Annotated in this window: 19 protein-coding genes; 11 read left to right on the top strand and 8 right to left on the bottom strand. The window is 56.8% G+C overall.

Annotated elements, in window-relative coordinates; genetic code table 11:
* Nucleotides 1-365 precede the first annotated feature (365 nt).
* Together OHL22_RS10835 and OHL22_RS10830 are read left to right on the top strand one after the other, a co-directional pair.
* Complete coding sequence (locus tag OHL22_RS10835; protein ID WP_263336785.1) at nt 366-968, top strand: gluconate 2-dehydrogenase subunit 3 family protein; 603 nt, start codon at nt 366-368, stop codon at nt 966-968.
* Nucleotides 965-2653, top strand: coding sequence for a GMC oxidoreductase (locus tag OHL22_RS10830; protein ID WP_263336782.1), 1689 nt, complete (start codon nt 965-967; stop codon nt 2651-2653). The genes OHL22_RS10835 and OHL22_RS10830 overlap by 4 nt, the downstream gene beginning before the upstream one ends.
* 51 nt (nt 2654-2704) lie before the next feature.
* Here the strand turns inward: OHL22_RS10830 and OHL22_RS10825 are convergent, their stop codons facing one another.
* The 3 genes from OHL22_RS10825 to OHL22_RS10815 form a co-directional block, all read right to left on the bottom strand.
* Complete coding sequence (locus OHL22_RS10825; RefSeq protein ID WP_263336780.1) at nt 2705-3349, bottom strand: dihydrofolate reductase family protein; 645 nt, start codon at nt 3347-3349, stop codon at nt 2705-2707.
* Nucleotides 3350-3417: 68 nt separating this feature from the next.
* Nucleotides 3418-3816, bottom strand: coding sequence for a YciI family protein (locus OHL22_RS10820; protein ID WP_263336778.1), 399 nt, complete (start codon nt 3814-3816; stop codon nt 3418-3420).
* Between the two features lie 100 nt (nt 3817-3916).
* Nucleotides 3917-5170 (bottom strand): RNA polymerase sigma factor, encoded by a 1254-nt coding sequence (locus OHL22_RS10815; protein WP_263336776.1) that lies wholly within the window; start codon nt 5168-5170, stop codon nt 3917-3919.
* Nucleotides 5171-5441: 271 nt separating this feature from the next.
* On the opposite strand from OHL22_RS10815, the gene OHL22_RS10810 reads away from it, so the two are divergent.
* From OHL22_RS10810 to OHL22_RS10800, 3 genes are all read left to right on the top strand, one after another.
* Complete coding sequence (locus tag OHL22_RS10810; RefSeq protein ID WP_263336774.1) at nt 5442-6332, top strand: SMP-30/gluconolactonase/LRE family protein; 891 nt, start codon at nt 5442-5444, stop codon at nt 6330-6332.
* Between the two features lie 109 nt (nt 6333-6441).
* Entirely contained in the window at nt 6442-6774 is a 333-nt protein-coding gene (locus tag OHL22_RS10805) for a PadR family transcriptional regulator (protein ID WP_263336772.1), read from the top strand.
* Between the two features lie 10 nt (nt 6775-6784).
* On the top strand, nt 6785-9508 hold the full coding sequence (locus OHL22_RS10800) for an ABC transporter permease (RefSeq protein WP_263336768.1): 2724 nt from the start codon (nt 6785-6787) through the stop codon (nt 9506-9508).
* Between the two features lie 66 nt (nt 9509-9574).
* Here OHL22_RS10800 and OHL22_RS10795 read toward each other — a convergent pair whose 3' ends face one another.
* The gene (locus OHL22_RS10795; protein ID WP_263336764.1) at nt 9575-10489 is read right to left on the bottom strand and encodes a LysR family transcriptional regulator; all 915 of its coding nucleotides are present in this window, start codon (nt 10487-10489) and stop codon (nt 9575-9577) included.
* Nucleotides 10490-10598: 109 nt separating this feature from the next.
* Between OHL22_RS10795 and OHL22_RS10790 the strand changes: the two genes are divergently transcribed.
* Nucleotides 10599-11459: an NmrA family NAD(P)-binding protein gene (locus tag OHL22_RS10790; RefSeq protein WP_263336760.1), complete on the top strand. Its 861-nt coding sequence runs from the start codon at nt 10599-10601 to the stop codon at nt 11457-11459.
* A 168-nt stretch (nt 11460-11627) separates the two neighbouring features.
* On the opposite strand, the gene OHL22_RS10785 is transcribed toward OHL22_RS10790, so the two are convergent.
* Both OHL22_RS10785 and OHL22_RS10780 read right to left on the bottom strand, forming a co-directional pair.
* Entirely contained in the window at nt 11628-13862 is a 2235-nt protein-coding gene (locus tag OHL22_RS10785; RefSeq protein WP_263336758.1) for a winged helix-turn-helix domain-containing protein, read from the bottom strand.
* Between the two features lie 211 nt (nt 13863-14073).
* Complete coding sequence (locus OHL22_RS10780; RefSeq protein ID WP_263336899.1) at nt 14074-14208, bottom strand: hypothetical protein; 135 nt, start codon at nt 14206-14208, stop codon at nt 14074-14076.
* Here OHL22_RS10780 and OHL22_RS10775 point away from each other — a divergent pair.
* The 3 genes from OHL22_RS10775 (at nt 14149) to OHL22_RS10765 (ending at nt 18518) form a co-directional block, all read left to right on the top strand.
* Nucleotides 14149-14916 carry a retropepsin-like aspartic protease gene (locus OHL22_RS10775; protein ID WP_263336894.1) on the top strand — a complete coding sequence of 256 codons (768 nt, stop codon included), beginning with the start codon at nt 14149-14151 and terminating at the stop codon, nt 14914-14916. The two genes, OHL22_RS10780 and OHL22_RS10775, sit on opposite strands and share 60 nt — an antisense overlap.
* Before the next feature lie 502 nt (nt 14917-15418).
* On the top strand, nt 15419-15772 hold the full coding sequence (locus OHL22_RS10770) for a PadR family transcriptional regulator (RefSeq protein ID WP_263336755.1): 354 nt from the start codon (nt 15419-15421) through the stop codon (nt 15770-15772).
* Nucleotides 15765-18518, top strand: a complete 2754-nt coding sequence (locus OHL22_RS10765) for an ABC transporter permease (RefSeq protein ID WP_263336752.1) — start codon at nt 15765-15767, stop codon at nt 18516-18518. The genes OHL22_RS10770 and OHL22_RS10765 overlap by 8 nt, the downstream gene beginning before the upstream one ends.
* A 375-nt stretch (nt 18519-18893) precedes the next feature.
* Here the strand turns inward: OHL22_RS10765 and OHL22_RS10760 are convergent, their stop codons facing one another.
* Together OHL22_RS10760 and OHL22_RS10755 are read right to left on the bottom strand one after the other, a co-directional pair.
* Nucleotides 18894-21557, bottom strand: coding sequence for an ABC transporter permease (locus OHL22_RS10760; protein WP_263336748.1), 2664 nt, complete (start codon nt 21555-21557; stop codon nt 18894-18896).
* 73 nt (nt 21558-21630) lie between these two features.
* A complete protein-coding gene (locus tag OHL22_RS10755; RefSeq protein ID WP_263336745.1) occupies nt 21631-21891 on the bottom strand; it encodes a helix-turn-helix transcriptional regulator in 261 nt (86 codons plus the stop codon).
* A 263-nt stretch (nt 21892-22154) separates the two neighbouring features.
* On the opposite strand from OHL22_RS10755, the gene OHL22_RS10750 reads away from it, so the two are divergent.
* Nucleotides 22155-22517: a PadR family transcriptional regulator gene (locus OHL22_RS10750; RefSeq protein WP_263336741.1), complete on the top strand. Its 363-nt coding sequence runs from the start codon at nt 22155-22157 to the stop codon at nt 22515-22517.
* Entirely contained in the window at nt 22514-25141 is a 2628-nt protein-coding gene (locus OHL22_RS10745; RefSeq protein WP_263336738.1) for an ABC transporter permease, read from the top strand. The genes OHL22_RS10750 and OHL22_RS10745 overlap by 4 nt, the downstream gene beginning before the upstream one ends.
* Nucleotides 25142-25365: the final 224 nt, after the last annotated feature.

Here is a 25365-nt window from a genome sequence, read left to right as displayed (position 1 = left end):
TGGGAGTGACGCCGGGTAGCTTTGGGCGGAGCCCTCCCCAAATCGGCTAGGGAAGCTCGCATCAACCATCGCTCTGGAAACGCACCTGTTATTTCAGGCCCCTGCGTCCAGCGCTACCCGGGTTGACGCATTCAGATTAGAAAAGCGGCAAGCCCATGTCAATGAAGACTTACAGAATTTTCAGCCTCTAAAGTACCTGCAAAAACCATGAACAAGGCCCAGGACCGCGGGATATTACCACTAGAGACTGGCCGACATGGGGCTCGCGTTGATATAAGTCCTTCAATGGCACTGTCGCCTTTGCGGGACTATTTCGCCTGCGCCGCAGGCGGCGGCAGAGTAATGAATTAGAGGGGAATCATAGAATGCAAAGGCGTGATGTATTGAGATTGCTGACCTCTTCAGCGGTCTTATCCGCGATGCCCATGGAAGCGATGATGGCATTGCAGCAGGCAAGAGCAGACGCAGGCCCGTTCCCAGGGCTGAGAACGCTGAATGCTCATCAGAATGCAACTGTAACCACCATCTCCGAGCTCATCATTCCCGCGACCGATACACCCGGCGCAACCGGCGCCAAGGTCAATGAGTTTCTCGATCTGATGCTGACCGATTGGTTCGAGCAGCAGGAAACTGCGCATTTCCTCGAAGGTCTCGCAACCGTCGATGCCCGCAGCCGCAAGCTCTTCGGCAAAGATTTTGTCGATTGCACCGTTGCGCAACAGACGCAACTGATGAAGCAGATGGACGGCGAAGCGATGGAATCCGCGCACAATCAGGGTGCCGAGGCAAGGAAACGTGCCATGCAGCATGACACGTCACCAGCTCCTCAAAACTTCTTCTACACCCTCAAGCGCCTCACGCTCGTCGGCTACTACACCTCGGAAGTCGGTTTTGAAAACGAGCTGGGACAGTCCATCATCCCGGCAAGCCATTCGGGCTGTGCCCCACTGCAGGAGGCGCGCCAATGAATGTAATCGGAACAGCAAATAAATACGACGCAATCGTGATCGGCTCCGGTATCAGCGGCGGATGGGCTGCCAAAGAGCTGACGGAAAAAGGCATGCAGACACTCGTGCTTGAAGCAGGGCAGACTATCGTCCCCGAGCGCGATTATGTCGAGCACGTGCCGGTGTGGGACGTAAAATTCCGCGGCCTGCGCGACCGCAAATACGAAGAGGTCTATCAGCCCATCCAGCGTCACATCGGCGATGAGTGGAACTCCAAGTTCTTCGTCAACGATCTCGAAAATCCCTACACCACGCCGCCCGATCAGCCGTATCTTTTCCTGCGCGGACGCCACGTTGGTGGCCGCTCCATCATGTGGGGCCGTCAGTCGTATCGCTGGGGAGACGTCAACTTCGAGTCCAATGCGGATGACGGTCACGGTAGCGACTGGCCCATTCGCTACAAAGACATCGAGCCCTGGTATGACTACGTGGAAAACTTCATCGGTGTCTCCGGCCAGACAGAAGGATTGCCCCAGCTTCCCGACGGCAAATTTCTTCCTCCCATGGAGATGAACTGCGCCGAGATCGCCGTTAAGGAAGCGATGAAAGAGAAATTTCCCGATCGCTGCCTCACCATCGGCCGCACAGCGATCCTCACCGTTCCGCACAACGGACGCGGTGCTTGCCACTACTGCGGCCCATGCTCACGCGGCTGTATCACGCGCTCTTACTTCAGCAGCCTCAATTCAACATTGCCCGCGGCCGAAGCAACGGGCAAGATGACGCTGCGGCCCTTCAGCGTGGTGCACAGCCTCGTATTCGATTCCGCGACGCGGCGCATCACCGGCGTTCGGGTCATCGATGCGCAGACCAAAGAGACGATGGAGTTCCACGCCAAGGTGGTCTTTCTCAACGCTTCTACGCTCGAATCTGCGCGCATTTTGTTGAACTCGGCCACTACTGAGTTTCCGAACGGACTCGCCAATTCAAGCGGTGAGCTTGGCCACAACCTTATGGATCACATCATGCATGGGGGCGCTTCCGGCATCATTCCCGGCCATGAAGATCGCGTGCAGCTCGGCAACCGGCCCAACGGCATCTATGTTCCTCGTTTCCGCAACATGCACGACAAGCATCCCGATTTCGTGCGCGGCTACGGATTCCAGGGCGGCGGCGGACGCGAAGACTGGCGGCGCGGCACCGATATGGCCGGCTTCGGCGCGGACTTCAAGCATCAGCTTCGCAATCCCGGCCCATGGCGCTTCACCTTCGCCGGCTTCGGCGAGTGCCTGCCCAACCACGACAACCACATGGAGCTGAACAAGGACAAGGTAGACGCGTGGGGCATTCCGACGATCAAGGTCAGCCATAAGTGGAGAGAGAACGAGCTGGCTATGGTCAAGGACATGCAGGTTACCGGTGCTGAAATGCTGCAAGCTTCCGGAGCCAAGGATATCCAGCTCTTCTCCGTACCATCTCTACCCGGTGAAGGCATCCACGAGATGGGCAGCGCGCGCATGGGCAACGATCCCAAAACATCGGTACTCAACGCGCACAATCAGGCACACGACATCGCCAATCTGTTCGTCACCGATGGTTCCTTCATGGTCTCGTCCGCATGCCAGAATCCATCGCTGACCTATATGGCCATGACCGCCCGCGCCTGCGACTACGCTGTCAACCAGATGAAAAACGGAGAGCTCTGATCGTCAATTCACCGGCAGCGAACTCTTTCGGAATCGCTGCCGGTTTTTTCCTTACGCTTTCTCCAGCACAATATGTGTCGCGTGCTCTGTAGCCCTGTGCTCGGTCACGCGGAACCCAAGCGCTGGCAGGTTGATCCCGGCAAAGATTGCTTCTCCCTGACCAAGCGCCACTGGAGATTGCGCGAATTGCAGTGTGTCTATCAGTCCGGCTCGCAAATATTGCCGCACGGTGGAAACACCTCCTCCGATCTTTACGTCTTTTTCGCCCGCGGCCTCTTTAGCCAGCCTCAGCGCTTCTTCGATTCCGCCGGTGACAAAGTAGAAGGTTGTCCCTCCTTCCATCACGATTGGTTCGCGCTCATGGTGGGTCAGAACGAAGGTTGGCGTATGATACGGCGGGTTGTCGCCCCACCAGCCCTTCCATGAATCGTCGGGCCACGGGCCGCGAACAGGGCCGAACATGTTGCGGCCAAGAATAAACGCACCGAAGTTATCCATCGCTCTCTGTGCGAACTCATCATCGGTATTGACAACGCCGCCGAGCTTCCCATGCATCGCACAAAACGTCCTCGTCCGAAAAAACCACTGGAACATCTCTGCTCCTCGCTTGCCCAACGGGTCGCTGAGACTCTGCTCGATTCCCGCGCCGAACCCATCCAGCGAAACGCTAAATCCTGCTACACGCACCTTTGACATCTGTGTCTCCCTCGCATCTCCATGTTGTTCTTGTCGTTTTCTGGTGTACCTGCACGTTCTGTACAGTCTTATCCTTCTGAGCTCTTTTTTCGCCGAAGCTCACTCTCCCGCACCATCTCGTTCAGGTCGGCTGCCGGTCGTATCTCCCACGGCCCATATCTGAGGCCCGGATGCTGCGAGATGAGCTGGATGGCATGGTTCAGGTCTCGCGCCTCAAGCACCAGAATGCCTCCAAGCTGCTCCTTGGTTTCCGCATACGGGCCATCCGTGGTTGCCACCTTGCCGTTCTTCCAGTACAGCGTTAACGCGCTCTCCGGGGGCTGCAGCGCCTCTCCTGCGGCAAAGTGATGATTTGCCCGTAGATGGTCGTCATACTCAAAGCAGGCGTCGAGCATCGCGTGCCGCTCATCTTCCGTCATGCCTTGAAATTTTCCCGGCTCGATATATCCCAAACAGATGTATTTCATCTCTCATCTCTTCCTCTGAAAGTCAGCCACGCCGTTTGCGCGCCTGCCTGTTCGCCCTATAGTCGTTACGCACGTGCAAAATCGACAGCAAAGCTGATTTTTATTTCAAATCCCGCAACCGTCCGGCCAGAAAGCGGCGCTCCGGCTCCTGCCGGACCAAAGCAAGCGCTCTCTCATACGAAGTACGGGCCTCGGATATCCGGCCAAGTCTGCGGCATAAATCAGCCCGGGCAGAATGCGCAAGGTGGTAGTTGGTGAGTTCTCCACGCATCAGCATGGCATCGATGAGACGAAGCCCATGCTCCGGTCCCTTCCACATAGCGATTGCCACCGCGCGGTTAAGCTCGACAACCGGAGACGGCTGTATCTGAATCAGCCCGTCATAAAGCGCCACGATCTGACGCCAATCCGTCGATGCCGTGGTTGGAGCCTCGGCATGAACAGCGGCAATGGCGGCCTGCAATGTGTAAGCGCCAAAGCGCCGCGATGCAAGAGCGCTCTCGGTGAGCCCAATGCCTTCGGCGATCTGATCTCTGTTCCATAAAGAACGATCCTGCTGATCGAGCAAAATTAGGTCGCCCTCTGGAGAGCTTCGCGCCGCGCGCCGCGACTCCTGCAACAGCATCAGCCCCAGCAGGCCCATCACTTCTGGTTCCGGCAGCAGCTCATGCAGCAGTCTGCCCAGGCGAATCGCTTCGCAGCTCAGCTCTGATCCCGTTGTCTCTGCCGAATATCCCTCGTTGAATACAAGATAGACAACCTGAAGTACGGCTCCGAGCCGTTCTGGAAGCTCCTGCTGTGCAGGTACCTGGTAGGGAATCGCCTTATCGCGAATGACGGCTTTTGCGCGCACAATGCGTTGCGCCAGTGTCGCCTGTGTAACAAGAAAGGCTCGGGCAATTTCCTCTGTTGTTAATCCGCAGACTTCTCGCAGCGTAAGAGCAACCTGCCCCTCCGGAGCTAACGATGGATGGCAGCAGGTAAAGATAAGACGGAGATGATCATCCTCGATCTCCTCTTCCTGAGGCTCGTCATGGATTTGCGTCTCAAGATAAAGTCCAAGATCCGTCTGCGTGGCGTCGAAGCGGGCCCGCCGGCGCATCCCATCAATGGCTTTGAATCTCGCAGTTGAAATTAGCCATGGGCGAGGTCTTTCAGGGATACCGCTGTCGCGCCATGCTTCCAGGGCAGTAGCAAAAGCCTCGTGCATGGCCTCTTCCGCCAGGTCAATATCGCCAAGCAGCCGCACCAGCGTGGCCAGTATCCTGCCAGACTCCGACCGGTAAAGTACCTCGATGGCTCTGCTCAACGGTACTGGCTTCGCGGACGTCATCTCAGGTTTATGAAAGCTCAACAGACACCAGCTCCGGCGCGGCTTCTTATACGGTACTCGCAGGCGCAGAAGTTTTTCATTCCAGCTTCACATGAGACACTTCGTTTTCCCATCCGTCGCGGCGCCTGCGGGCAAGTCTGCAATTTCCGCACAAATTTAACAACCACAAGCCTGCATCCTATCCGGCATACTGTACAGGCTGACTTTTTTGCAGTTTCTCTTCGTGATTGCAATCCATCACCCCCCGATTCATTCGTCCTTAACGCGAGAGCATCTCCAGGGAGATTTAACAATGGCTATCCGGAACCTTCGATGTTTTGCTGCCTGTGCCGCTCTGATCGTGAGTTTTGCGCAAGTCGCGTCTGCTGCGGAAATTCTGATCTCCGATGCGAAGTCGCAGCCTGAGAGCCTGACCATGGCGCCCGGCGGGGTGCTGATCGTCGGCAGCGCCAGTTCGCCATTTGTCTACAAAGTGCGCCCAGGTTCATCGATAGCCGAAAAGTTTATCGACGCCAGTGCCGAGGTTCCCGGGACATTCTTCTTCGGGATGCTCGCCGATGCTTCCAGTAACACATTGTGGACATGCCAACTGACTCCGGTGCCCAACACTACTCCGGTGCAGCGCCACACCGCGCTCAGAAGCTTTGATCTCTCCACCGGCGCGCCGAAGATTCGCTGGAATCTGCCTGGAGAAAACACCACCTGCAACGACTTCACCATCGGACCGGACAAGGCGCTCTACATCACCGACACCGCGACTGGCAGAATCTACAGGCTGCCTGCAGGCGCTTCTTCAGCAGAGCTTTATCTGGAACATCGGACGCTGATGGGCATCGATGGCATTACCTTTCTCGACGGCACGCTCTATGTAAACAACGTCATCTACAACAAGCTTTATCGCATCCCTGTCGGCGCTGATGGTAAACCAGGCACACCCGTCGATATCTGGACGGATCAGCCAATCAAGGGACCGGATGGCATGAGGGCAGCCAACGGCAAGCTTTTCCTTGCCGAAAATGGCAGCGGCAAAATCTCTGTCCTTACGATCGATGGAGATAAGGCCCACGTCACCGTCGTTAAGGAAGGATTGAATACGCCAACCGGCGTAGAGCCCGCAGGTGACACGCTCTGGATCGCCGAGCGCGGCGCAGGCAAAGCCGTATCGATCCCCATGCCCAAATAATTCGTCTGCCGACCACCACGGTTTTTCGTTCGATTCGATCTGCGGATTCCCCTTGCATTTCTACAAGAGTTGGCATATATTGCCACTTGTAGAAGTAGAAGGGGTAGAAATGACGAGCCCGCATATTGACTTGCCGCAAGGCACGCTGGACCTTCTCATCCTGAGGACGTTGTCCCTGGGCCCGCAGCATGGATGGGCCATTTCCGAGCGGATTCAGCAGATATCCGAGGATGTTCTGCGCATTCAGCAGGGATCTCTCTATCCAGCGCTTCATCGTCTGGAGCGGCGCGGATGGATCAAAGCGCAATGGGGCGCATCGGAAAATAATCGCCGTGCCAAATACTACGAGCTGACCAAGACAGGCCTCAAACAGCTTGCTGCCGAGCAGGACGTCTGGGAAAAGCTGACAACCGCTGTCGCCCAGGTGCTGAGAGCCGTTTAGGAGGTGCGTGATGCTGAGCGATTTGTATATCCGGCTTCGTTCCCTCTTTCGCCGCGCGAAGGTCGACGAAGAACTCGATGATGAGCTGCGTTTCCATCAGGAAAAGCAGGTAGACAAATACATGCGCACTGGCATGAGCAAGGATGAAGCGCTGCGCCAGGTGCGGCTCGACTTTGGTGGAGTCGGACAAGTTAAGGAAGATTGCCGGGATGCCCGTGGCATTTCGTTTCTCGATTCTCTCGTCCAGGATCTGCGTTACAGTCTGCGCATGCTGGTGAAATCGCCTGTTTTCACCACAGTCGTCATCATCACCCTGGCGCTCGGCATTGGAGCGAATACCGCTATCTTTACGCTCGTCAACGCAATCATGCTTCGCTCCATTCCTGTGCGCGATCCGCAGCAGTTGGTTATGGCGCAATGGTCGGCGCATCACGGGCCGAGCCATGTAGGCGTGAGCAGCTTTGGAGATTGTACCCACAACCCTGAGGGTACAACCGGATGCACGATGTCGTATCCGCTCTTCCAGGAAATTCAAAAACAAAACAGTGTTCTCGAAGATGCAATGGCCTTCATCGGGCCTTTTCAAATGGACCTCAGCGGTAATGGAGCCGCGGCGATCGCGCAAGGACAACTTGTTTCGGGAAGCTACTTTGAGACACTCGGCGTACTACCTGCGCTGGGTCGCACCTTGTCGCCGGATGATGAGAAGCCCGGAGCGCCATCGGTAGCCGTGCTCGACTATGGATACTGGCAGCGCGCTTTTGGTGGATCCCCGACGGTTATCGGGCGAATCATCCACCTCAACAATGCTCCTTTCACTATCATCGGCGTCACGGAGCCCGGTTTTACGCGACTCACACCGGGCAAATCGGTCGATCTATGGGTTTCACTGAACCAGACAACCACGCTTGGGCTCAAACATATTGACCCAACCGATCCGACAGACTGGTGGCTCGTGGTTGTTGGCCGCTTGCACGCTGGTGTTTCGCGCGTACAGGCACAGGCTGCACTCGACTCGATCTACAAGAATGAGATGCTTCATGGTCCCAACAAGGAATGGGATCCGGCCGACGATCCTCATCTTCTTCTGTTGCCCGCGCAAGAGGCCCTGACTGGGATTCGAAACGCGTATGGCGAGCCGCTCCTTCTGCTCATGGCGGCAGTTGGCCTTACCTTGCTGATAGCGTGCGCCAATGTAGCAGGTCTCATGCTGGCGCGAGCTGCCTCTCGCGAGCGAGAAATGGCAGTGCGCCTTGCGATGGGCGCGTCGCGTCGTCGCGTCATCCGCCAGCTTCTCACCGAGAGTCTCGTGCTCTCATTCATCGGAGCCGGCCTCGGCGTATTACTTGCTCCTCTTAGCGTTTCAGCCCTTGCCTCGTTTTTCTCGGCGAACTCTTACTCTCCTCTGCAGCTCGACCTGCATGTCGATGCGCGCATTCTGCTCTTCACCGTTGGCGTCGCGTTTCTCACCGGAGTCGGCTTTGGTCTTGCCCCGGCATTCCGCGGCGCTCGCACCAGTGTGACCGCGCAACTGAAAGGCAATACCACGACAGCCGCTGCCAGCCATGGCCGCGGACGCCTTCTCGGTCTCGGCAGCGTCCTGGTCATCCTCCAGGTCACGCTTTCCATGGTCGTACTTACGGGAGCCGGACTACTCCTGCGCTCTCTCGACAAATTGCGCAACATCGATCCTGGCTTCGACACACGAAATCTGATCCTCTTCTCCATCAATCCCGAGCTGACTGGCTATAAAGACCAGCAAATCACCAATCTCTACACAGATCTGCAGAAGAGAATTGCCGCATTGCCTGGAGTCATCAACGTCACTTATTCTTCCGGAGCTTTGCTCGACGGCGGGCGTTCGAGCCGGACCATGCATGTACAAGGGCTCGCCGATAAAAGCTCCGTCCAAGTACAAACCCTCTCCGTAGGCCCGGAGTATTTTCATACGATGAGGATTCCTCTTCTGGAGGGGCGGCTGCTAAATCAGGCCGATACTGCGACTACCAATCGCGTGCTCGTCAATCGCGTGTTCGTACAAAAATACGTCCCTGGCCAGAACCCGCTCGGTTTGCATATCGGCGGAGATGACCCGAAGGACCCGCAATGGGAAATCGTTGGTGTGGTCGGCGACACCAAATATGACACGCTACGCAAAGAAGTTGCGCCGACCGCCTACATGCCGCTCGCGTCCGACGGCGCCACTTTTGCAATTCGAACCCAGTCCGCACCTTCCTCGCTCATGCCCGCCGTACGCAACGTAGTGAATACCGTCGACATCAATCTGCCTATCATGCGTATGCGTACGCAATCCGATTCAATCGACCGCCTGCTTTTTAACGAGCGCCTGGTAGGCCGGCTCCTTGGCATTTTCGCAATCGTGGGTCTCTTGCTCGCCTGCATTGGCCTCTATGGTTTGCTCTCATACGAGGTAGAACGCCGCACGCGCGAAATCGGCATTCGCACAGCGCTCGGAGCACAGCGTGGAACTATCTGGTCTATGGTGGTGTGGCAAGGAATCGTGCTGATGATGGCTGGTGTGTTGGTTGGATGCGGAGCGGCACTCGGTGTTAGCCGCCTCTTGAAGAGCCTGCTCTACGCCGTGCAGCCTACTGATCCGGCGACGTTCGTTCTCACCGCATGTCTCCTGCTCCTGGTTGGAATCCTGGCCTGCGCATTGCCCGCGCGCCGCGCCACGCACGTTGATCCCATGACGGCTCTTCGCTGCGAGTAGCAAGCGGCGGTTTTGCTTCGTTTTTTTATCCAGGAAAGATTCGTACCTGATCGGACGCAGTCCCGGCTAATCCTCTTCACTTATGACAGAAGAAACAAACTCCAAAAATACCCTCAGCTTCGGCGGAACATAGTTCCGGGATGGATAGACCGCGTAAATAGGAAAGTGCTCATCGCCCCACTCGGCCAGTATTTTCACCATCGCTCCCGAGACAAGCATGGGCCTGACAGCGACTTCAAGCACCTGCGCGATTCCCCATCCGGCCATGCAGATGCGATGCAAGGTGACGATATCGCTGACCACCAGCTTTTCTGGTGTGGCGATCTTAACCAACTCCCGGCCTCGATGAAATTCCCATTGGAACGGTCTGCCTGTCTCCGGATTACGGTAGTCGATCAAGGCGTGTTCTTTTTTGAGTAGGTCTTTGGGATGAACGATTTTCCCGTGTTTTCTGAGGTATGCGGGTGCTGCTACTGTAATGACACGCGTGTCGAGGAGCTTCTTCGCAATCAGGCGGGACGAAGACAGCTCCCCCACGTGGAGAGCGATATCCATGCCTTCCCCGACAAGGTCGCCAAGCTTGTCGCTGCTGATAAGTTCGACGGCAAGCTCCGGACAGCGTTCGACGAAGGTCCTGAGTTGTTCGCCGGTAATCACGTGAGCCAGGGTCGGATGTATCTTCACCCGCAGTCTTCCGCGCATCCGTGATCGGTCTTCGTGCACCGAGGCAAATGCATCCTCGAAACCATGCAGCAGCGGCTCCAGTCTCTCGAATAGGCCCCTGCCCTCATCCGTGAGGGAGAGGGATCGCGTCGTCCGGTCAAGAACCCTGACGCCGAGACGCTTCTCCAGGCGATTGACGGCGCGGCTTGAGGCGGATTGAGACAGGTTCAGCGATCTGGCTGCGTTGGCAAAGCTCCCGCATCGCACAATCGCTACAAATACGCTCGCGTCACTTAAGGTTTGCTCGTCGAATCGCATGATCATTGCGCTATATGCATTACTACTATGCATTTTATGCGTGAAACGCTGCAATAGAAGCCACATCAGATAACCAGTGCCGAGCTTTCGGCTCACGTTTGGAGGAAATATGTTTGCGATTACTGGAATCACGGGCAAAGTGGGAGGCGAAGTTGCGCGAAATCTTCTCGCGCAGGGGCAGAAGATAAGAGCGGTGGTTCGGGACCAGTCAAAAGGTGACAAATGGTCCGCGATCGGTTGCGAGGTATCAATCGCGAGCATTGATGACGCTGACGCGTTGGCAGAGGCGTTCCGCGATGTCGAAGGCGTCTTCCTGATGACGCCTCCCGACTATGACCCCGAACCCGGCTTCCCGGACACGCGGCAGAACGCGGCAGCGATTCGTGCCGCCATTGAAGCCACGCGCCCCCCGAGAGTTGTCTTCCTGTCTACGGTTGGCGCTCAGGTAACAGAGCCGAACCTGCTCAACAATTCCGGCATCACAGAGGAGATGCTTCGCACTGTATCCGTTCCAGTGGCGTTCCTTCGGGCGGCATGGTTCATGGAGAACACGTCCTGGGATGTCGAGTCCGCCAGAACTGGCGTGGTGCACAGCTTCCTGCAGCCGCTCGACCATCAGATTCCAATGGTCTCAACAGTGGACATTGCTCGCACCGCAACAGAACTCCTGAGCGAAACATGGCAGGGAGTCCGCGTCGTCGAGTTGGAAGGGCCCGAACGCTATTCCGCGAACGATGTGGCTGGCGCGCTTGGAAGCGCTCTCGGCAACAATGTTGGGATTCAAGCCGTTCCTCGCTCTGGCTGGGAGGAGTTGTTTCGTTCGCAAGGGATGAAGAATCCATCACCTCGCATGCGCATGCTGGATGGTTTCAATGAAGGCTGGATTGATTTTGAATCAGGATCTGCAGGCTCGCGCAAAGGCAGCGTCACTTTGACGGAGGCTCTTCGGTCGTTAGTCGAGGGTATGTAGAAGTAAGCGAACGACGAAAGACAGCAACGACTGGAAGCGATGAAAAAACATCTTATCCGTTTCCGCAAAGACGTTGAGTAACAATCATTCGCCCCGTCGGCCCAAACCTTTAGATATGGGCAGTTAGAAAAAGCGCGGCTATGCACTTACAGGTCGTCGATGGGCGACTCAAAAGTTTTCGACCATCCAGGCATTATTGTCGCCTGGAGTTGGCATCTCTAAAATCCCGTGTCGCCCGTCGGGAGACTGAATAAAGAAGGCAAAATTGGAACCCACTTGCCCTTCAATGACCGCTTCCGCCTTCCCTGCCTCATTTAAGGCCAGAATCACCGGAATGCCTGCCGGCGTAATACTCCGTATGAAGAGCCTCGCACCATCGGCTGACCAATCGATATTAAACGCAGGCCAGTCGTTGAGGTTAACATCATGAGCGGCGCCGGTGTCCGGCGAGAGAAATCGAATTCGATGGGGGTCGAGGACAAGCGCAAGCCGTGATCCATCCGGGGAAAGACTCCAGTAATATCCGCCGCTCGCGATTCTCGTAATCTCACGGCCAACGCCGTGTTCCGGATCGAACGAGACAAGAACGTGATCGGATCCCACGAGCTTGCTGAAAATGCACAATTGCGATGGAGCCCGCGCACACTGGTAATTGCTGATTCCATTTTCCCGAAGAATCCACCGGGGAGGCCCTCCGGCCAACGGCCTGGACATCAAGGATGGAGGGAACGAGTGATCGCTTGGCTGCGATTCAACAAGATAAAGTACTTGCAAACCATCCGCACTCAGACGCGGGAAACGCATGCCGTGCCCTTCAACAAGGACCTCGGCTGTGGTCTCGTCGATATTCTGTTTGAAAAGTTTCCAGCTGCCATTCCGGTCCGAAACGAAAAGGACTGCTTTGCTGTCAGCGGTCCACGCCGTGGCTAGACTCTCGTTCGTATCCAGGGTCAGGCGGCGAGGCGCTTTCCACCAGTGGTTGCCCGGATCGGGTTCGGTGATAAATACCTGACGCGTTGTGTTCTCTCTCGATACAACAAGCCGCTTCCCGTCTGACGTGGCGCTCAAACGGCCAATCCACCCTTGCCCCTCAGTTACTCGTTGCGGTGGGGTAGCGGCCTTCCCTGTGTGCTCGTCAATCGAGATCGAGTCAACGTCTGTGTCTTCACGTTCGCTCGTCGGATCATTGAGGTAGGCGAAGAGAATACGTCCATCCGCGGTCCACCACAGTGCCGGCCGCAACCGGGCATCGTCCTTCAACACAACCTGTAAATCGCCACCATTCGCATCGCTAGTCAGAAGTGAGTTAGCAAATTGCTCGGGATCAGCCTGGGCAGTTGCGAAGCGGGCCTCGACATACGCAAGACGTGTGCCATTGGGTGACCAGGCGGGATGTTGGATCCAGCTCTCTCCCAGGTTTGGCGGGTCCGGTTTTCTGGCCGAAGCTATTCTTCGGGCGTTGGCGCCATCGGAGTTCATGACCCAGAGTTCGCTGCCGAATTTGGGCCCGGGCACATAGGCGATCCGTGATCCATCCGGGGATACAGATCCCCCTGCGGCATCGTCCATGAGCTTTTCGGGATCGTCGCCCAAGAGGGAAAGTTTCCAAAGACTGAGTGTTCTGGACGGGCCTTCTCTGCGTGTCACCAACAGATGGGTACCGTCGGGGAACCAGTCATCGGGCCATGCAACGAAGTCCTTTGGCAGGCCCCAAGCGCGGGTTTCGCCGTTAGCGATTTGCCGCAGATAAAGCCCCAAATTGTCATAAAAAGCGAGATATTTGCCATCGCGCGATAGGATGGCATCGTCAACGGGCGCTTCTGGCGGATTTGATGTGATTCGCTCTTCGGTGGCCAGATGTGGAACGAAGGGTCTGTGCACGTCACGTGTGCTGACGGCCTGGCGTACTAAGAACCAAGCCGCGACGATTACGACTAACAAAATGCACAGTCCTGAGAGGGACAGATAAGAGAGTCTCTTGCGGCCCGGTTCGAATTTTGGCTTGGGATGATTCTTGGTATCGATCTCTGGTAGAAGATGAGTTTCATCCATAGCAAACTCGTTGACGCCTTCCTCTACAGCCACCACATCGCACAGAAATCGGTAGCCTATCGTGGGCACAGTTGCGATAAATCGTGGCTCACGGCTGTCATCTCCAAGCAGCCTGCGCAATGTAGCGATGCTACGAGTGAGCGAGTTGTCAGAAACCGCACAGTCATTCCAGACTGCGTTCAGGATCTCGTCTTTCGTCACCAGTCGCTTGGGATTTCGCAGCAGAAACAAAAGCACGCGAAACACCTTCGGTTCCACCGGCAGGGAGTTTCCGTCCTTCACCAGCAGGAACTCACGCTCCCTGACCTCGATCTCTTCGAACTTAAAAACAGAGAACTTGTGGTCCGTCACAAATCCCTCACTCGCATTTCAGAGAATCGTCAGACTCGCATCACGACCTCGCGACGCTACAGGGCGACATTGCATTCAGCCAACGCGGCTGAGGTGATTTCCAATGTCGCTTATCAAACGCTTTGTCGCTTGCTTTATCGCCTCGACTCTTGCCATCTTGACCCTTTCCACGCTTCATGCTGAACCACGCTGTCCAGGGAACGTCGCCAGTCTAGCCTTGCGTCGCATTCAAGACCATCTCATCGTTGTCCGAGTCCGGATAAACCGCACCGGGCCCTACGACTTCCTGGTTGACACAGGCTCCCAGATCACGACGATTGATCCTGTCCTTGCCTCGGACCTTCATTTGAAAATCGAAGGTCTGACGGGAGTAAGCGGCGTTGCCACCCAATCTCGAAGCGCGTTTACCTTTGTCGACTTGGTTGAGGTTGGAAGGCATTCGGTCTCACAGTTTCTCGCAATCATTCAGGACATCGCGGAGTTAAAGGCAGCGGATCCTCGCATACGCGGGATACTGGGTGAAAACTTCCTTTCGCATTTCGATCTGCTCATCGATAACCGGCAACAAATTCTGTGCCTTGATGAGTCGAGTATCCTCGCGCATGCGATCAAGGGCGACCATATCTTGCTGGAGCAGCCTTACGGTCCGCGAGATGACTCGCCGTTCACGCGGCCCATGATTGTTTCTGTGCGACTCACGACCGCGAATGTGGCTCCCGTGCTGCTTCGATTGGATTCGGGGAGTAACGCGGCAGTGTTGTATGCGGTAGAGCCGCGCCTTCTCAGAGTTCCCGTAAATCGGGCTCCAGTGCTCAAGCGCGTAGTCAACGGAGTGGAGCAGATATTTGCTGTTCTACCCGCCCAAGACATCCTTGTGGGAGCATGTCCGGTGAGACAGGTGTCATTCGTAACACCCATGAATGAAGTTGGCAGCGGTCCCAATCCTCGCGAGGATGGCCTGCTTCCAACGGGCGCTTTTGAACGTGTCTTCATTAGTTACTCGAAAAACTATGCAGCTTTGGCCCCTTGGGCTCGATCTGGACTCGATAGATAAAGCGATCGCCCAGATTGCCCGGAGTAGACGGCTGCATTGCCGCTTGGACATCGGCAACGATGTTGGCTGCAGCTAGACTGGGCTGCCCGAACCCGGCGCCGCGCGCAGGTGACGTCCTGAAGTAGAATCCGCATCGATCAAACCTCTCCACACTTCGGGTTCCACTGGGAGAGAGCACGTCACATTCCACATGTCAGTGACTTGAAATCAACAACTTAGAAGCCTCGACATCGCGGACGTGTGTTCATAGCTGAGAAACAGAGTTCGAAAGCGGACGTTCCGAGGAAAGCATCTGCGAAGACCATGTGATCCCGATGGCCAGCCACCGCACGGCAATCAGGTTGTCTAAGGTGATGCTGATTGCCGTGCCAGTCTTCGAACTTAGGTTAGTCCCGATAAATCACTTTCAACACACCTCTTTTCCACGCTCCACTTCAGTAATAAACCTTGCCATGTAAATCTTTGCTTGACGCAATGAAATTCGACGATGTCATATATTGCTATGAAATATATCGGAGCAAGACTGTTCGAGCGGGAATTGAAAAAAGGCAGCGCCGAGCTGCTCATTCTTTCGCTTATTGAGCGCCGTCCTCGCCACGGCTATGAGATCAGCAAACTGATCGAACAGCGCTCCGAGGGTCTCCTCAAGTTCAATGTCGCTTCTTTCTACCCGCTGCTCTATCGGCTTGAAAAGCGCGGTTTTATCACTGGCCGGTGGGTTGAAAAAGAGGGCCAGCGTAGACGCCGCTACTATCAGCTCACCGCCCAAGGGAAGAAGGTGCTGAAAGACCAGCGCAGTTGCTGGGCCGATTTTGTCCTTGCGATCAACCGGATCACGGAGGATGAGCATGCCTGACTGGTCAAAGGAAATTCATGCGGCGCTTGAACGCCTCAATCTGAGCGTGGCTCAGGAAGCGTCGGTTGCGGATGAGTTGACGCAACACCTGGAAGACCGCTATGACGAGCTGAGGCGCGAAGGTGTGGATGAAGCGGAAGCCATCCGGCTGGTTCGAAGTGAGCTGGGTGATGGCCGGCTTGTAGCCGAACTCAAAGGCATTCTCGCTCCAGCTTCGGAATCAATATCGCCAGGAAATGACAAGCGGGAGAGGCCGTTCGCAGGGCTGGGAAACGATCTTCGTTATGCCATAAGGATGCTACGTCTCAACCCGGGTTTCGCAGCCGTAGCGATTCTCTCGCTCGCCCTCGGAATCGGAGCTAACACGGCGATTTTCGAGTTGCTTGATGCAGTTCTTCTTCGAACTCTTCCCGTACAGGCTCCGCAGCGACTGGCGAATATCGAAGAGATCCACGACGACAGAATTGGAAGCACGGTCGCGCGGCAGAAGAATTTCTCCTTCGCTCTGTGGCAGCAGATACAGCAACAGCAGAAAGGTTTCTCCCGAACAGCTGCGTGGAGTACAGAGAGATTCGATCTCGGGCAAGGAGGCGAAGCGCGCTACGTAGATGGCATGTGGGTCAGCGGAGGCTTCTTCCATACCCTCGGAATACAGCCATCAACGGGCCGCCTGCTTACCGAGAGCGACGACTATCGAGGATGCGGAATTCGAGCCGTGGTCATCAGTTACCCCTTCTGGCAGCGGGCGTTTGGAGGCCGCACCGATGCCGTTGGAAGCAAGCTTTCTCTCGACGGCCATCCATTTGAAGTGGTCGGCGTTACACCGGCAAGTTTTTACGGACTCGAGATAGGCCATAACTTCGACGTCGCTGTGCCGCTCTGCAGTGAACCGGCCATCCGTCCGGAGGGCTCGTGGACAGCAGATACAACGACCTGGTGGCTCGATGTCATCGCTCGATTGGATGACGGCTGGACCCTTCAGAAAGCGAATGCTCAACTCTCATCGATTGCCCCCGGAATATTCGCCGCAACGTTGCCTGCGGGATATGACGCTGCTGCCAGAAAAAACTATCTGCGCTTTAGCCTCAAAGCGGAGTCAGCAGCCACAGGGGTCTCCGAGCTTCGTGCCCACTATGCTGATCCGTTGCGAGCGCTCCTTGCGATCTCGGCTCTTGTCCTGCTGCTGGCGTGTACGAATCTCGCCAATCTGATGCTGGCTCGGGCCGGTGCGCGGCAGCGTGAGATAGCATTGCGCCTGGCGCTGGGCGCGTCACAGCGCCGCCTGCTTCGCCAACTCCTGACAGAGAACATCCTTCTGGCCATGGTGGGCGCCACCGTTGGATTGACTCTCGCCCAGATTCTGGGAAGGGTTCTCATCGCATTTATTGGAAACGCTGAAGATCCGATATTCCTTCCGCTCTATCCGGATCTTCGCGTTCTGCTGTTTACAATCGGCATCGCTTTGTTGACATGTCTGTTCTTTGGCGTCGCTCCCGCTCTTCGTGCCGTGCGAGTCGATCCCGGTACAGTGATGAAAATGAATGGCCGCGGCATCATGGCGGGACGCCAGCATTTCCTGCTGAGAAGAGGGCTGATCGTTTCGCAGGTCGCTCTTTCGCTTGTACTCCTTGTTGCGGCTCTGCTGTTTATCCAGACATTCCGCAACCTTCTGACCGTGAATGCCGGCTTTCGACAAGATGGAGTGCTTGTTGCAGATTTCGACTTCTCACCTTTGCACATCCGACCGTCGAACCGCGCGGAATATAAGCGCAAGCTTCTGGCGGATGTGAAGAGCACGCCTGGTGTTCTCTCTGCGGCCGAAACTACGATCGTTCCTCTCAATGGTGATGGATGGAACGAGTTCATCGATATTCCAGACCGCGGTCTTTCCCGTCAGCTCGTGTATTTCAGCGCTGTAAGTTCAGGCTATTTTCAAACGCTCCAAATTCACATGCTCGCAGGAAGAGACTTGAACGACGGCGATACGGCAACCTCACCGCACGTGGCGATTGTGAACGAGCAGTTTGCGCATGCATATTTCGAAGATAAAAACCCGATTGGAAAAACATTTGAGATACGGCAGGATCGAGGCAAGCCCAACCGAATCTACCGCATCGTTGGAATCGTAGGAAACACCCGGTACCGTGACATTCACGATGTGCCAACCCCGCTCATCTTTGTGTCGCCGTACCAGACAGACGACGCGGGCACCGATTCCACCTTCGTCGTGCGTTCCGAGGAAGACCCGGCGTCTCTGATTCCGTCGTTGAAAAATACTGCGGCAAGAAACAGCCCTCAAATCGTATTGACCTTCAGTGTGCTGAGAACCTCCGTTCTCCAGGGACTGACTCGAGAACGGTTGATGGCCACGCTGTCAGGTGTCTATGGCACTCTCGCTGCCATTCTGGCAATGGTGGGTGTCTACGGCATCATGTCCTACATGGTCATCCGGCGCAGCAACGAAATGGGGCTTCGGATCGCCCTCGGCGCCCAAAGGATGAGCGTGCTCGGAATCATCCTGCGCGAGGCCACTGGTTTGGTCGCTGGAGGCCTTATAGCAGGCACAGCCATCGCGATCGCCTCTGCGAGAAGCGCAAGAGCGTTACTCTATGGCATTAACCCTGTCGACCCTATGACCTTGGTCGTCGCGACAACAGCACTTCTGATTATCGCCATGGCAGCAAGTTTGCTTCCGGCGATTCGCGCAGCCTCGGTCAATCCGATTCAGGTACTCCGCGAAGAGTAAACAGGACAATTACCTCACCGTCTGCAGCTGCGATCACAAATTAGCACTCAGCGCATGCGCCCGGCCGAGTCGGATTTTCATTCTCGTTCCAGCTCTCGATGAGTGACCGGTGATTACATGCTGGCCCTTATGCAAAAGAACCCCCTTTCTCGGTGATGAGAAAGGGGGAGGAAGGTCGCATGAGCACTGAACAGAAGCCATTGCCCGTGTGACAGCGGCAAATGCCGCATCTTGATTTCGTATTGGAAATTGCTCGATTCCTGAATATCTCCTGAAGTCTCTCTGCGAATTTTCAAGCATGCCTTTCAACAATCGCCTCGGCGCTTTCGGGTCAACAGACGCGGGCGTCGAGTGAGTCCGCGGGGTATCAAGTTCCTATTCAGCACGGAGAGAGTCGACTGGATTCACACTGGCTGCCCGCAGCGATGGAATGACGCTTGCAATGACGGTGACCAATGTCAGCAGCGCAGCAGCGCCAGCGAGAGTTACTGGGTCCCACGTTTTCAGGCCAAAGAGCAATGTGCTGACTCCGCGGCCAGCGAGCAGCGCCAATGCCGTACCCGCCACGAGGCCGCCCGCCAGCATCACGCAGGTACTGCGCAGCATGCCTGCCACCACACGGCCGCGGCTGGCTCCTAGCGCTATACGAATGGCAATCTCACTGCGACGCTGAGCGAGGAAGTACGAGAGAATTCCGTGTAATCCGACCACGACCAGCAAAGCCGCCAGAATGCCAAAGAACCCCGCCAGTCTGGCCATCATGCGATCACCCACGAGTTGATCGAGGATGCCTTGCTGAAAATCGGAGAATTGGACCTGCGTGCCGGGAAACTGCGTGTCCACGATGTGCTGCACAGCCGACTGCGCGGCGACAGGATCGCGTGAAGCAATCAGCATCCCCCATCCGAGTGGCGCCATGGCCGGTAGCTGTGCCATGGGCGCAAAAGCCTGGGTCGGAGGGTCGGCGCGCAGATCGGCATATTTTGTATCCGGAACCACCGCAATAATCTGACAGATGCGCGCGGGAAAGCCGGGTTCGGAGTGCACACGGACCTGAACGCCGAGAGGAGATCGGGCACCGACATACTTCCGGACAAAGGCCTGGTTGACCACCACGACCAACGGCTTGTCCATCGTGTCGTAATCCGTGAAGTTGCGTCCCTCGAGCACTGGAATGCTCAAGGTCGCGAAAAAGGAGGGGCTGACGTAAGAAAAGTTGCTCGACCCGCCGATCGTTCCAACCTCGACGTCATGGATCCAGCCGCCCCCGCTGAGAGGAATAAACGTACTGGTGGCCACGTTCTCCACTCCAGGAATGGCGCGCACCGTCGTGACCAGTTGCCTCTTGAAATCTTCAAGACCTTCTGGCTTCACATTTGGTACGAGGAATGCAATCGTGATGTTGTTCTCCCGGATTCCCGGATTCAGGGTCAACAGCTTGCGGTAGCTCCTGATGAAAAGCAATGCTCCCACGAGCAGGATCATCGACACAGCGATCTGAGTAATCACCAGCGCGCGCTGCGCTGAGAATCGCTCGCGGTTGCCAACCACTCCGCGCTCACCAGATTTCAGCGACGTCAGCGGTTCTGCACTGCTGCTGCGTAGAGCCGGAAGCGTGGCGAAGATGAGGCATGTCGCGACGGATGCCGCGCCTGCGAACAGGAGCACGCGCCAGTCGGTCACGATGGCCAGCTGAATGGCGCTCTGGCTGGTATCGAGAGAGTGCACCAGCGCGCGGCTGAGGGGTTGCGCAAGCGCCGCTCCCAGCGTCGCGCCGCAGGCCGCCAGCAGCGCGCTCTCCAGCAGGATCTGGCGCAGAAGACGCCCCCGCGACGCGCCCAGGGACATGCGGATCGCCACCTCGCGCCGTTTCACGCTGGCCCGGGCCAGCATCAGGTTGGCAAGGTTCGCGCAGGCAATCAGCAGCACGAGCCCGGTAATTGCCAGCAGAATCTCCAGCGAAGAGTTGTATTGATTGCGTAGATAGCTTACGCCGGCTCCAGCCGGATATACGGCCAGGCGAAAGGCTTTCCAGGCCTTGAGAGCCTCGGCACTGTAGCCCATCGGTGCGGTCTTTTGAAAAAGCCCGGGACTCAGCGCGTCAAAATAGTCCGTTGCCTGCTTCAGGGTCCAGCCAGGTTTCAGCCGTCCCATCACGGTGTATACAAAATTTTCGGTGTGCCCATTGGGGTTTCTGCAGGTAGTGTAAGCAACATCGAAGCGGTCGCCGACAACCATGCCGAAGAAGGACGGCGATGTCACACCGACAACCTGCAATGGTTGCCCTCCGGCAACGATGGTGCTTTTCGGGGTGATCGGCTCACCGCCCATATGCGTCTTCCAGAATGGGTAGCTGACCACGACGCCCGCTTGCTGACAGTTAGCCTCATCCACCGGTTCGATCAGACGTCCTTGAACCGGAGTGACCCCAAGTACGTTGAAGAACTCTCCGCTGACCTCCATCGCATTCACCTGATAGGAATGCCCGGGCGGCCCTACCAGAGCAGGGCCTGTGCCCCAGGCAAAGATGCCCGACAACGGATCATGATGTTCTTTGATCTCGCGCCACATGGGCACGGTAAAGTCGGTAAATGTATTGCTTTGGATCCCAATTCCAGTCGGATTGCCGTTGGCGATGCGTAGTTCCACCAACTCACCGGGGTTTGCGATGGGGAGAGCCCGTAGCCTCACCGCGTTGAATATCTCGAAGATCGCGGTGTTAGCGCCGATGCCGAGGGCAAGCGTGACGACAACGACAAGGGAAAAGCCCGGGCTTCTGCGGAAGACGCGCAGCGCCCCGCGCACATCTTGCCAGAGATTTTCCAAGCCAAGCGCAGCGTCCTCCGCCACGACACGCTCACGCATGGCAGTGGGACTTCCAAAGCGCCTGCGCGCATCGCGCTCCGCTTCTTCGCGGCTCATGCCTTGGGCCATATTGTCGTCCACGCACATGGCCATATGCTCGCGCAACTCCGCATTAATTTCACGCTCCATGCGTTCGCGTGTACCCAGCGACAGAATTCTTCGAAAGATTGCCATCGTTCACCTCATGCAAAACGCAGCATCGCATCGACGCCTTTGACTACCTGAGCCCAGTTCTTTTCGCGGTTGGTCAACCGCTCCCGGCCCGCGCGCGTGAGCGCGTACCATTTGGCTTTGCGGGCATACTCCGTAACGGCCAGCTGGCGCGTACCCAGCCGTTCTGCTCCATGCGGTGCATTGCGGGATAGAGCGAGCCCTCTTCCACAATCAGCTGCTCTTCGGTCACGCGCCGGATTTGCATCAATATCCCATATCCGTGCATGGAGCCAAGCTGCGAGAGTGTCTTTAGGATCAGGAGGTCGAGTGCGCCCTGGAGGTCATTTTTCGCCATAGTTCTTACCCTAGACAGCGAGGGCAGTGAGAAGCGTAGCCCTGATCTACCCTAGATGTCAAGGGGAATGCAGGCGACTTTGCCCGATAGGGGCTCTGCCAGATCAGACTGATTCCCTGACAGGATTGTGGGGTCCGGGAAGTATGAACATCGGGAAATCTTGTCAGGCGATAACAGGCCAGGGCATGCATTGAGCTGATCCGGTGCTGTGCCGGCAATGCTCCCCTTGACATTCTACCCGAATGGCAATACGATCACCTAGAATGTCTACCAAAGAACAAAAAGAGCGCATTGAGCTGCTCCAGGGCACTCTGGACCTCCTGATCCTCCGCACGCTGCAGCTTGGTCCGCTGCACGGGCATGCGATCGCCAAGGCTATCGAGTTCCGGTCCGACGATGTGCTGCAAGTTGAGCAAGGGTCGCTTTATCCGGCGTTACATCGGCTGATTAAGCGAGGTTGGATTTCGGTGGAAGAGGGGACTTCCGAGAACAATCGCCGCGCCAAATTCTACCGTTTGACGGCGAAGGGGCGGCGGCAGCTGGCAGTTGAGACCAGCAAGTGGGACACGTTGGCAGCAGCGATTGCTCGTATTCTTCGGCCCGGGGAGCAGGAGAGTGAATCATGAGGCTATGCAAACGCATGCTGGAGGATCTGGAGCAGGATCTTCGTGACCACCTGGAGATGGAGACACAGGACAACATCGACCGCGGCATGTCGCCGCAAGAGGCGCGGTCTGCGGCACTGCGCAAGTTCGGCAACGTGGCGCGAGTGAAGGAAGAAACGCGCGCAGTGTGGAGTGTGGTGTGGCTCGAGCAGTTGCTTCAGGACGTTCGTTACGGGGCTCGCATGTTGTTGCGGAGCCCAGGATTAACGGTGGCTGTGGTGTTGGCGCTCGCGCTGGGCATCGGGATGAATGCGGCGGTATTCACATTTGTGAATGCACTCTTGTTGCGGCCGCCTCAGGGAGTAGCCACAACCAACAAGCTGGTTGAGGTGTTTCTGCACGACCCAAAGGGCAGCGGCGTACAAAGTTATTTACCTTTCAATTATCCGGACTATGCGTACTATCGCGACCACAGCAAATCGCTGGAAGGCTTGATGGCTTTCGACGGGGATGGACAGGAAGCCATTTGGAATCAAGCTGGGACAGGAGAAATCGTTCACGGGCAGCTTGTATCGGGAAATCTGTTTTCGCTTGCGGGAGTGAACGCTGTGGTGGGGCGCACGCTTTCAGTGGATGACGACAGGATTAACAACCCTCGGCAGGTGGCAGTGTTGAGTTACCCGTTCTGGAGGCAGAAACTGGGCGGCGACCCAGGAATTGTAGGTAAGACTCTCATGCTGGATGGCGCGGAATTTTCGGTTGTGGGTGTGGCGCCGGCTGGGTTTACGGGGTTGATGGTGGGCGCTGCGCCGGACTTCTGGGCGCCGCTTACGACACAGGGGCGTTTCACACACGAGGACCAGAACCGGTTGACCAACCGGCACTCCTACTGGTTGATCGTCGCCGGAAAAATGCGAAGAAGCGGCGACCGTAAAAGCGTACAGGCGGAACTGCAAGTACTGGCGAAACAGGTGTACGTGGCGCAGAAGAGCGCAGACGACTTTCAAGATGCGCGGGTGTATCCGCTAACGCTTGTTCCGGGACCGTTTCGCGGATATGTCGGAGCGTTTACTGGAGGGCTACTGGCGGTCTTTGTGATCGTGCTGCTGATTGCGTGCACGAATGCAGCCAGTCTGCTCCTGGCGCGGGCCACAGGGCGGACGCGGGAGATGGCAACTCGATCGGCTCTGGGAGCCGGACGCGGGCGCCTGATGCGTCAAATGCTGGTGGAGAGCCTCATGCTGGCGGGCATCGCAGGAACTGCAGGTATGGCGATTGCGTGGACGACAGCACGTCTGCTCTTGGAATTGAAGCCAGCGGACATTCCGATCACGCTAGCGATTCCGATGGACTGGCGGGTGGTGTTGTTCACCGTAGCGGTGTCACTGGCAACAGGAGTGCTATTCGGGCTGGCGCCGGCGTTGCGGGCAAGCGCAGTGGAGGCGGCGCGGGTGCTGAAAGAGGAATCGCAGAGCGGGGACCGGAAGAAAGCGCGCATTCGAAATGCGCTTGTGGTTGTGCAGATGGCAATGTGCGTGGTGCTACTCGCCGGGGCGGCGCTGTGCGTGCGTAGCCTGATCAACGCAAACGCGATTGACGCGGGGTTCGACACGCATCACATAGCGCTGGCGAGGCTGGACCCGGGCAACCTGAAATACACGCCAGAGAAGGTTAACGAGTTTTACGCGAGGCTGTTGGAGCGGGTGGAACGCCTGCCCGGCGTGATCTCGGCGAGCTATGCGGAGTTTCTCCCGCTGGGTACCTCGCGCTCAGAGATGTCTGCAGGCAAGCAATTAGGCAAGGATCCGAGCGCAATCAGGGTCGGAGTGTACCGTGTGGAGCCGGGATTCTTCCGAACAATGGGGATTTCGCTGTTACGCGGGCGGGACTTGACCCAAAAGGAAGCTGACAGCGACAAGCCCGACGCGGTGGTGATCAATGAGACGTTAGCGCGTAGCCTGTGGCCTGGCAAAAATCCAGTAGGTGAAAAGATAGCGTTAGGGGGTGAGAAAGAGATGAGCCAGGTTGTGGGCGTGGTGAAGAATGGGAAGTACCGCTCGCTGGGCGAGGGGCCGCTGCCGGTTGTGTTTCGCGGGACGATTCCCGCAGCACGCACGCTGGTGGTACGTACTGCTGGCGATTCACGTACGCTGCTGGGCGAGGTGAGCCGCGAGGTCCCAATCGTTGACCCGCTCATGGTTGCCACCGGGGTGCAGACGATCGAGGAGTACATGGCGCTACCGTTATTTCCGGCGCGCACGGTGGGATGGCTTTTAGGTGTATCAGGGATTCTGGCGGTAGTGATGACCACGATCGGCTTGTTTGGGGTGATTGCGTACATGGTGTCGCAGCGGACTCACGAAATCGGCGTGCGCATGGCTCTGGGGGCGCGGCGCGTAGATGTGCTGAAAATGGTAATGAGTCAGGGACTTCGGATGACAGCGATCGGGCTAGGGATTGGATTGTGCGCTGCGTTTGGGGCGGCGCGCCTACTGTCGCCGCTGCTGTACGGGATTGGGGCGAACGATCCAGCAACTATGACGTCGGTAGCCATCGGACTGGGAGCGATTGCCCTCACTGCATGCTATTTGCCGGCGCGAAAAGCGATGAGCGTAGACCCCTCAGTGGCGCTGCGATACGAGTGAACAGCGGATCTGGTACTTGCAAATGCACCTTGCCAGTGCCTGCTGTCCTTTCGTCTTGTGGTTGAGACTGTGGGTGTCGGCTCAAAGTGCCTGACCGAGTCAACTGATGCCAATAGGCCAGCGCGCTCACACAGCAAAGACCGAACTCCGCCCGGAGTAGAGGTGTTGTTGAGCGCTTCTTGCCGCTCGATTCTTGGGAAGAAATCCCGTCATCAACAGTATTT

Source organism: Acidicapsa dinghuensis (assembly GCF_025685685.1).
Taxonomy (GTDB): Bacteria; Acidobacteriota; Terriglobia; order Terriglobales; family Acidobacteriaceae; genus Acidicapsa; species Acidicapsa dinghuensis.
Note: the sequence above shows the minus strand (reverse complement) of the source record. Positions and strands in the feature narration are given on the sequence as shown.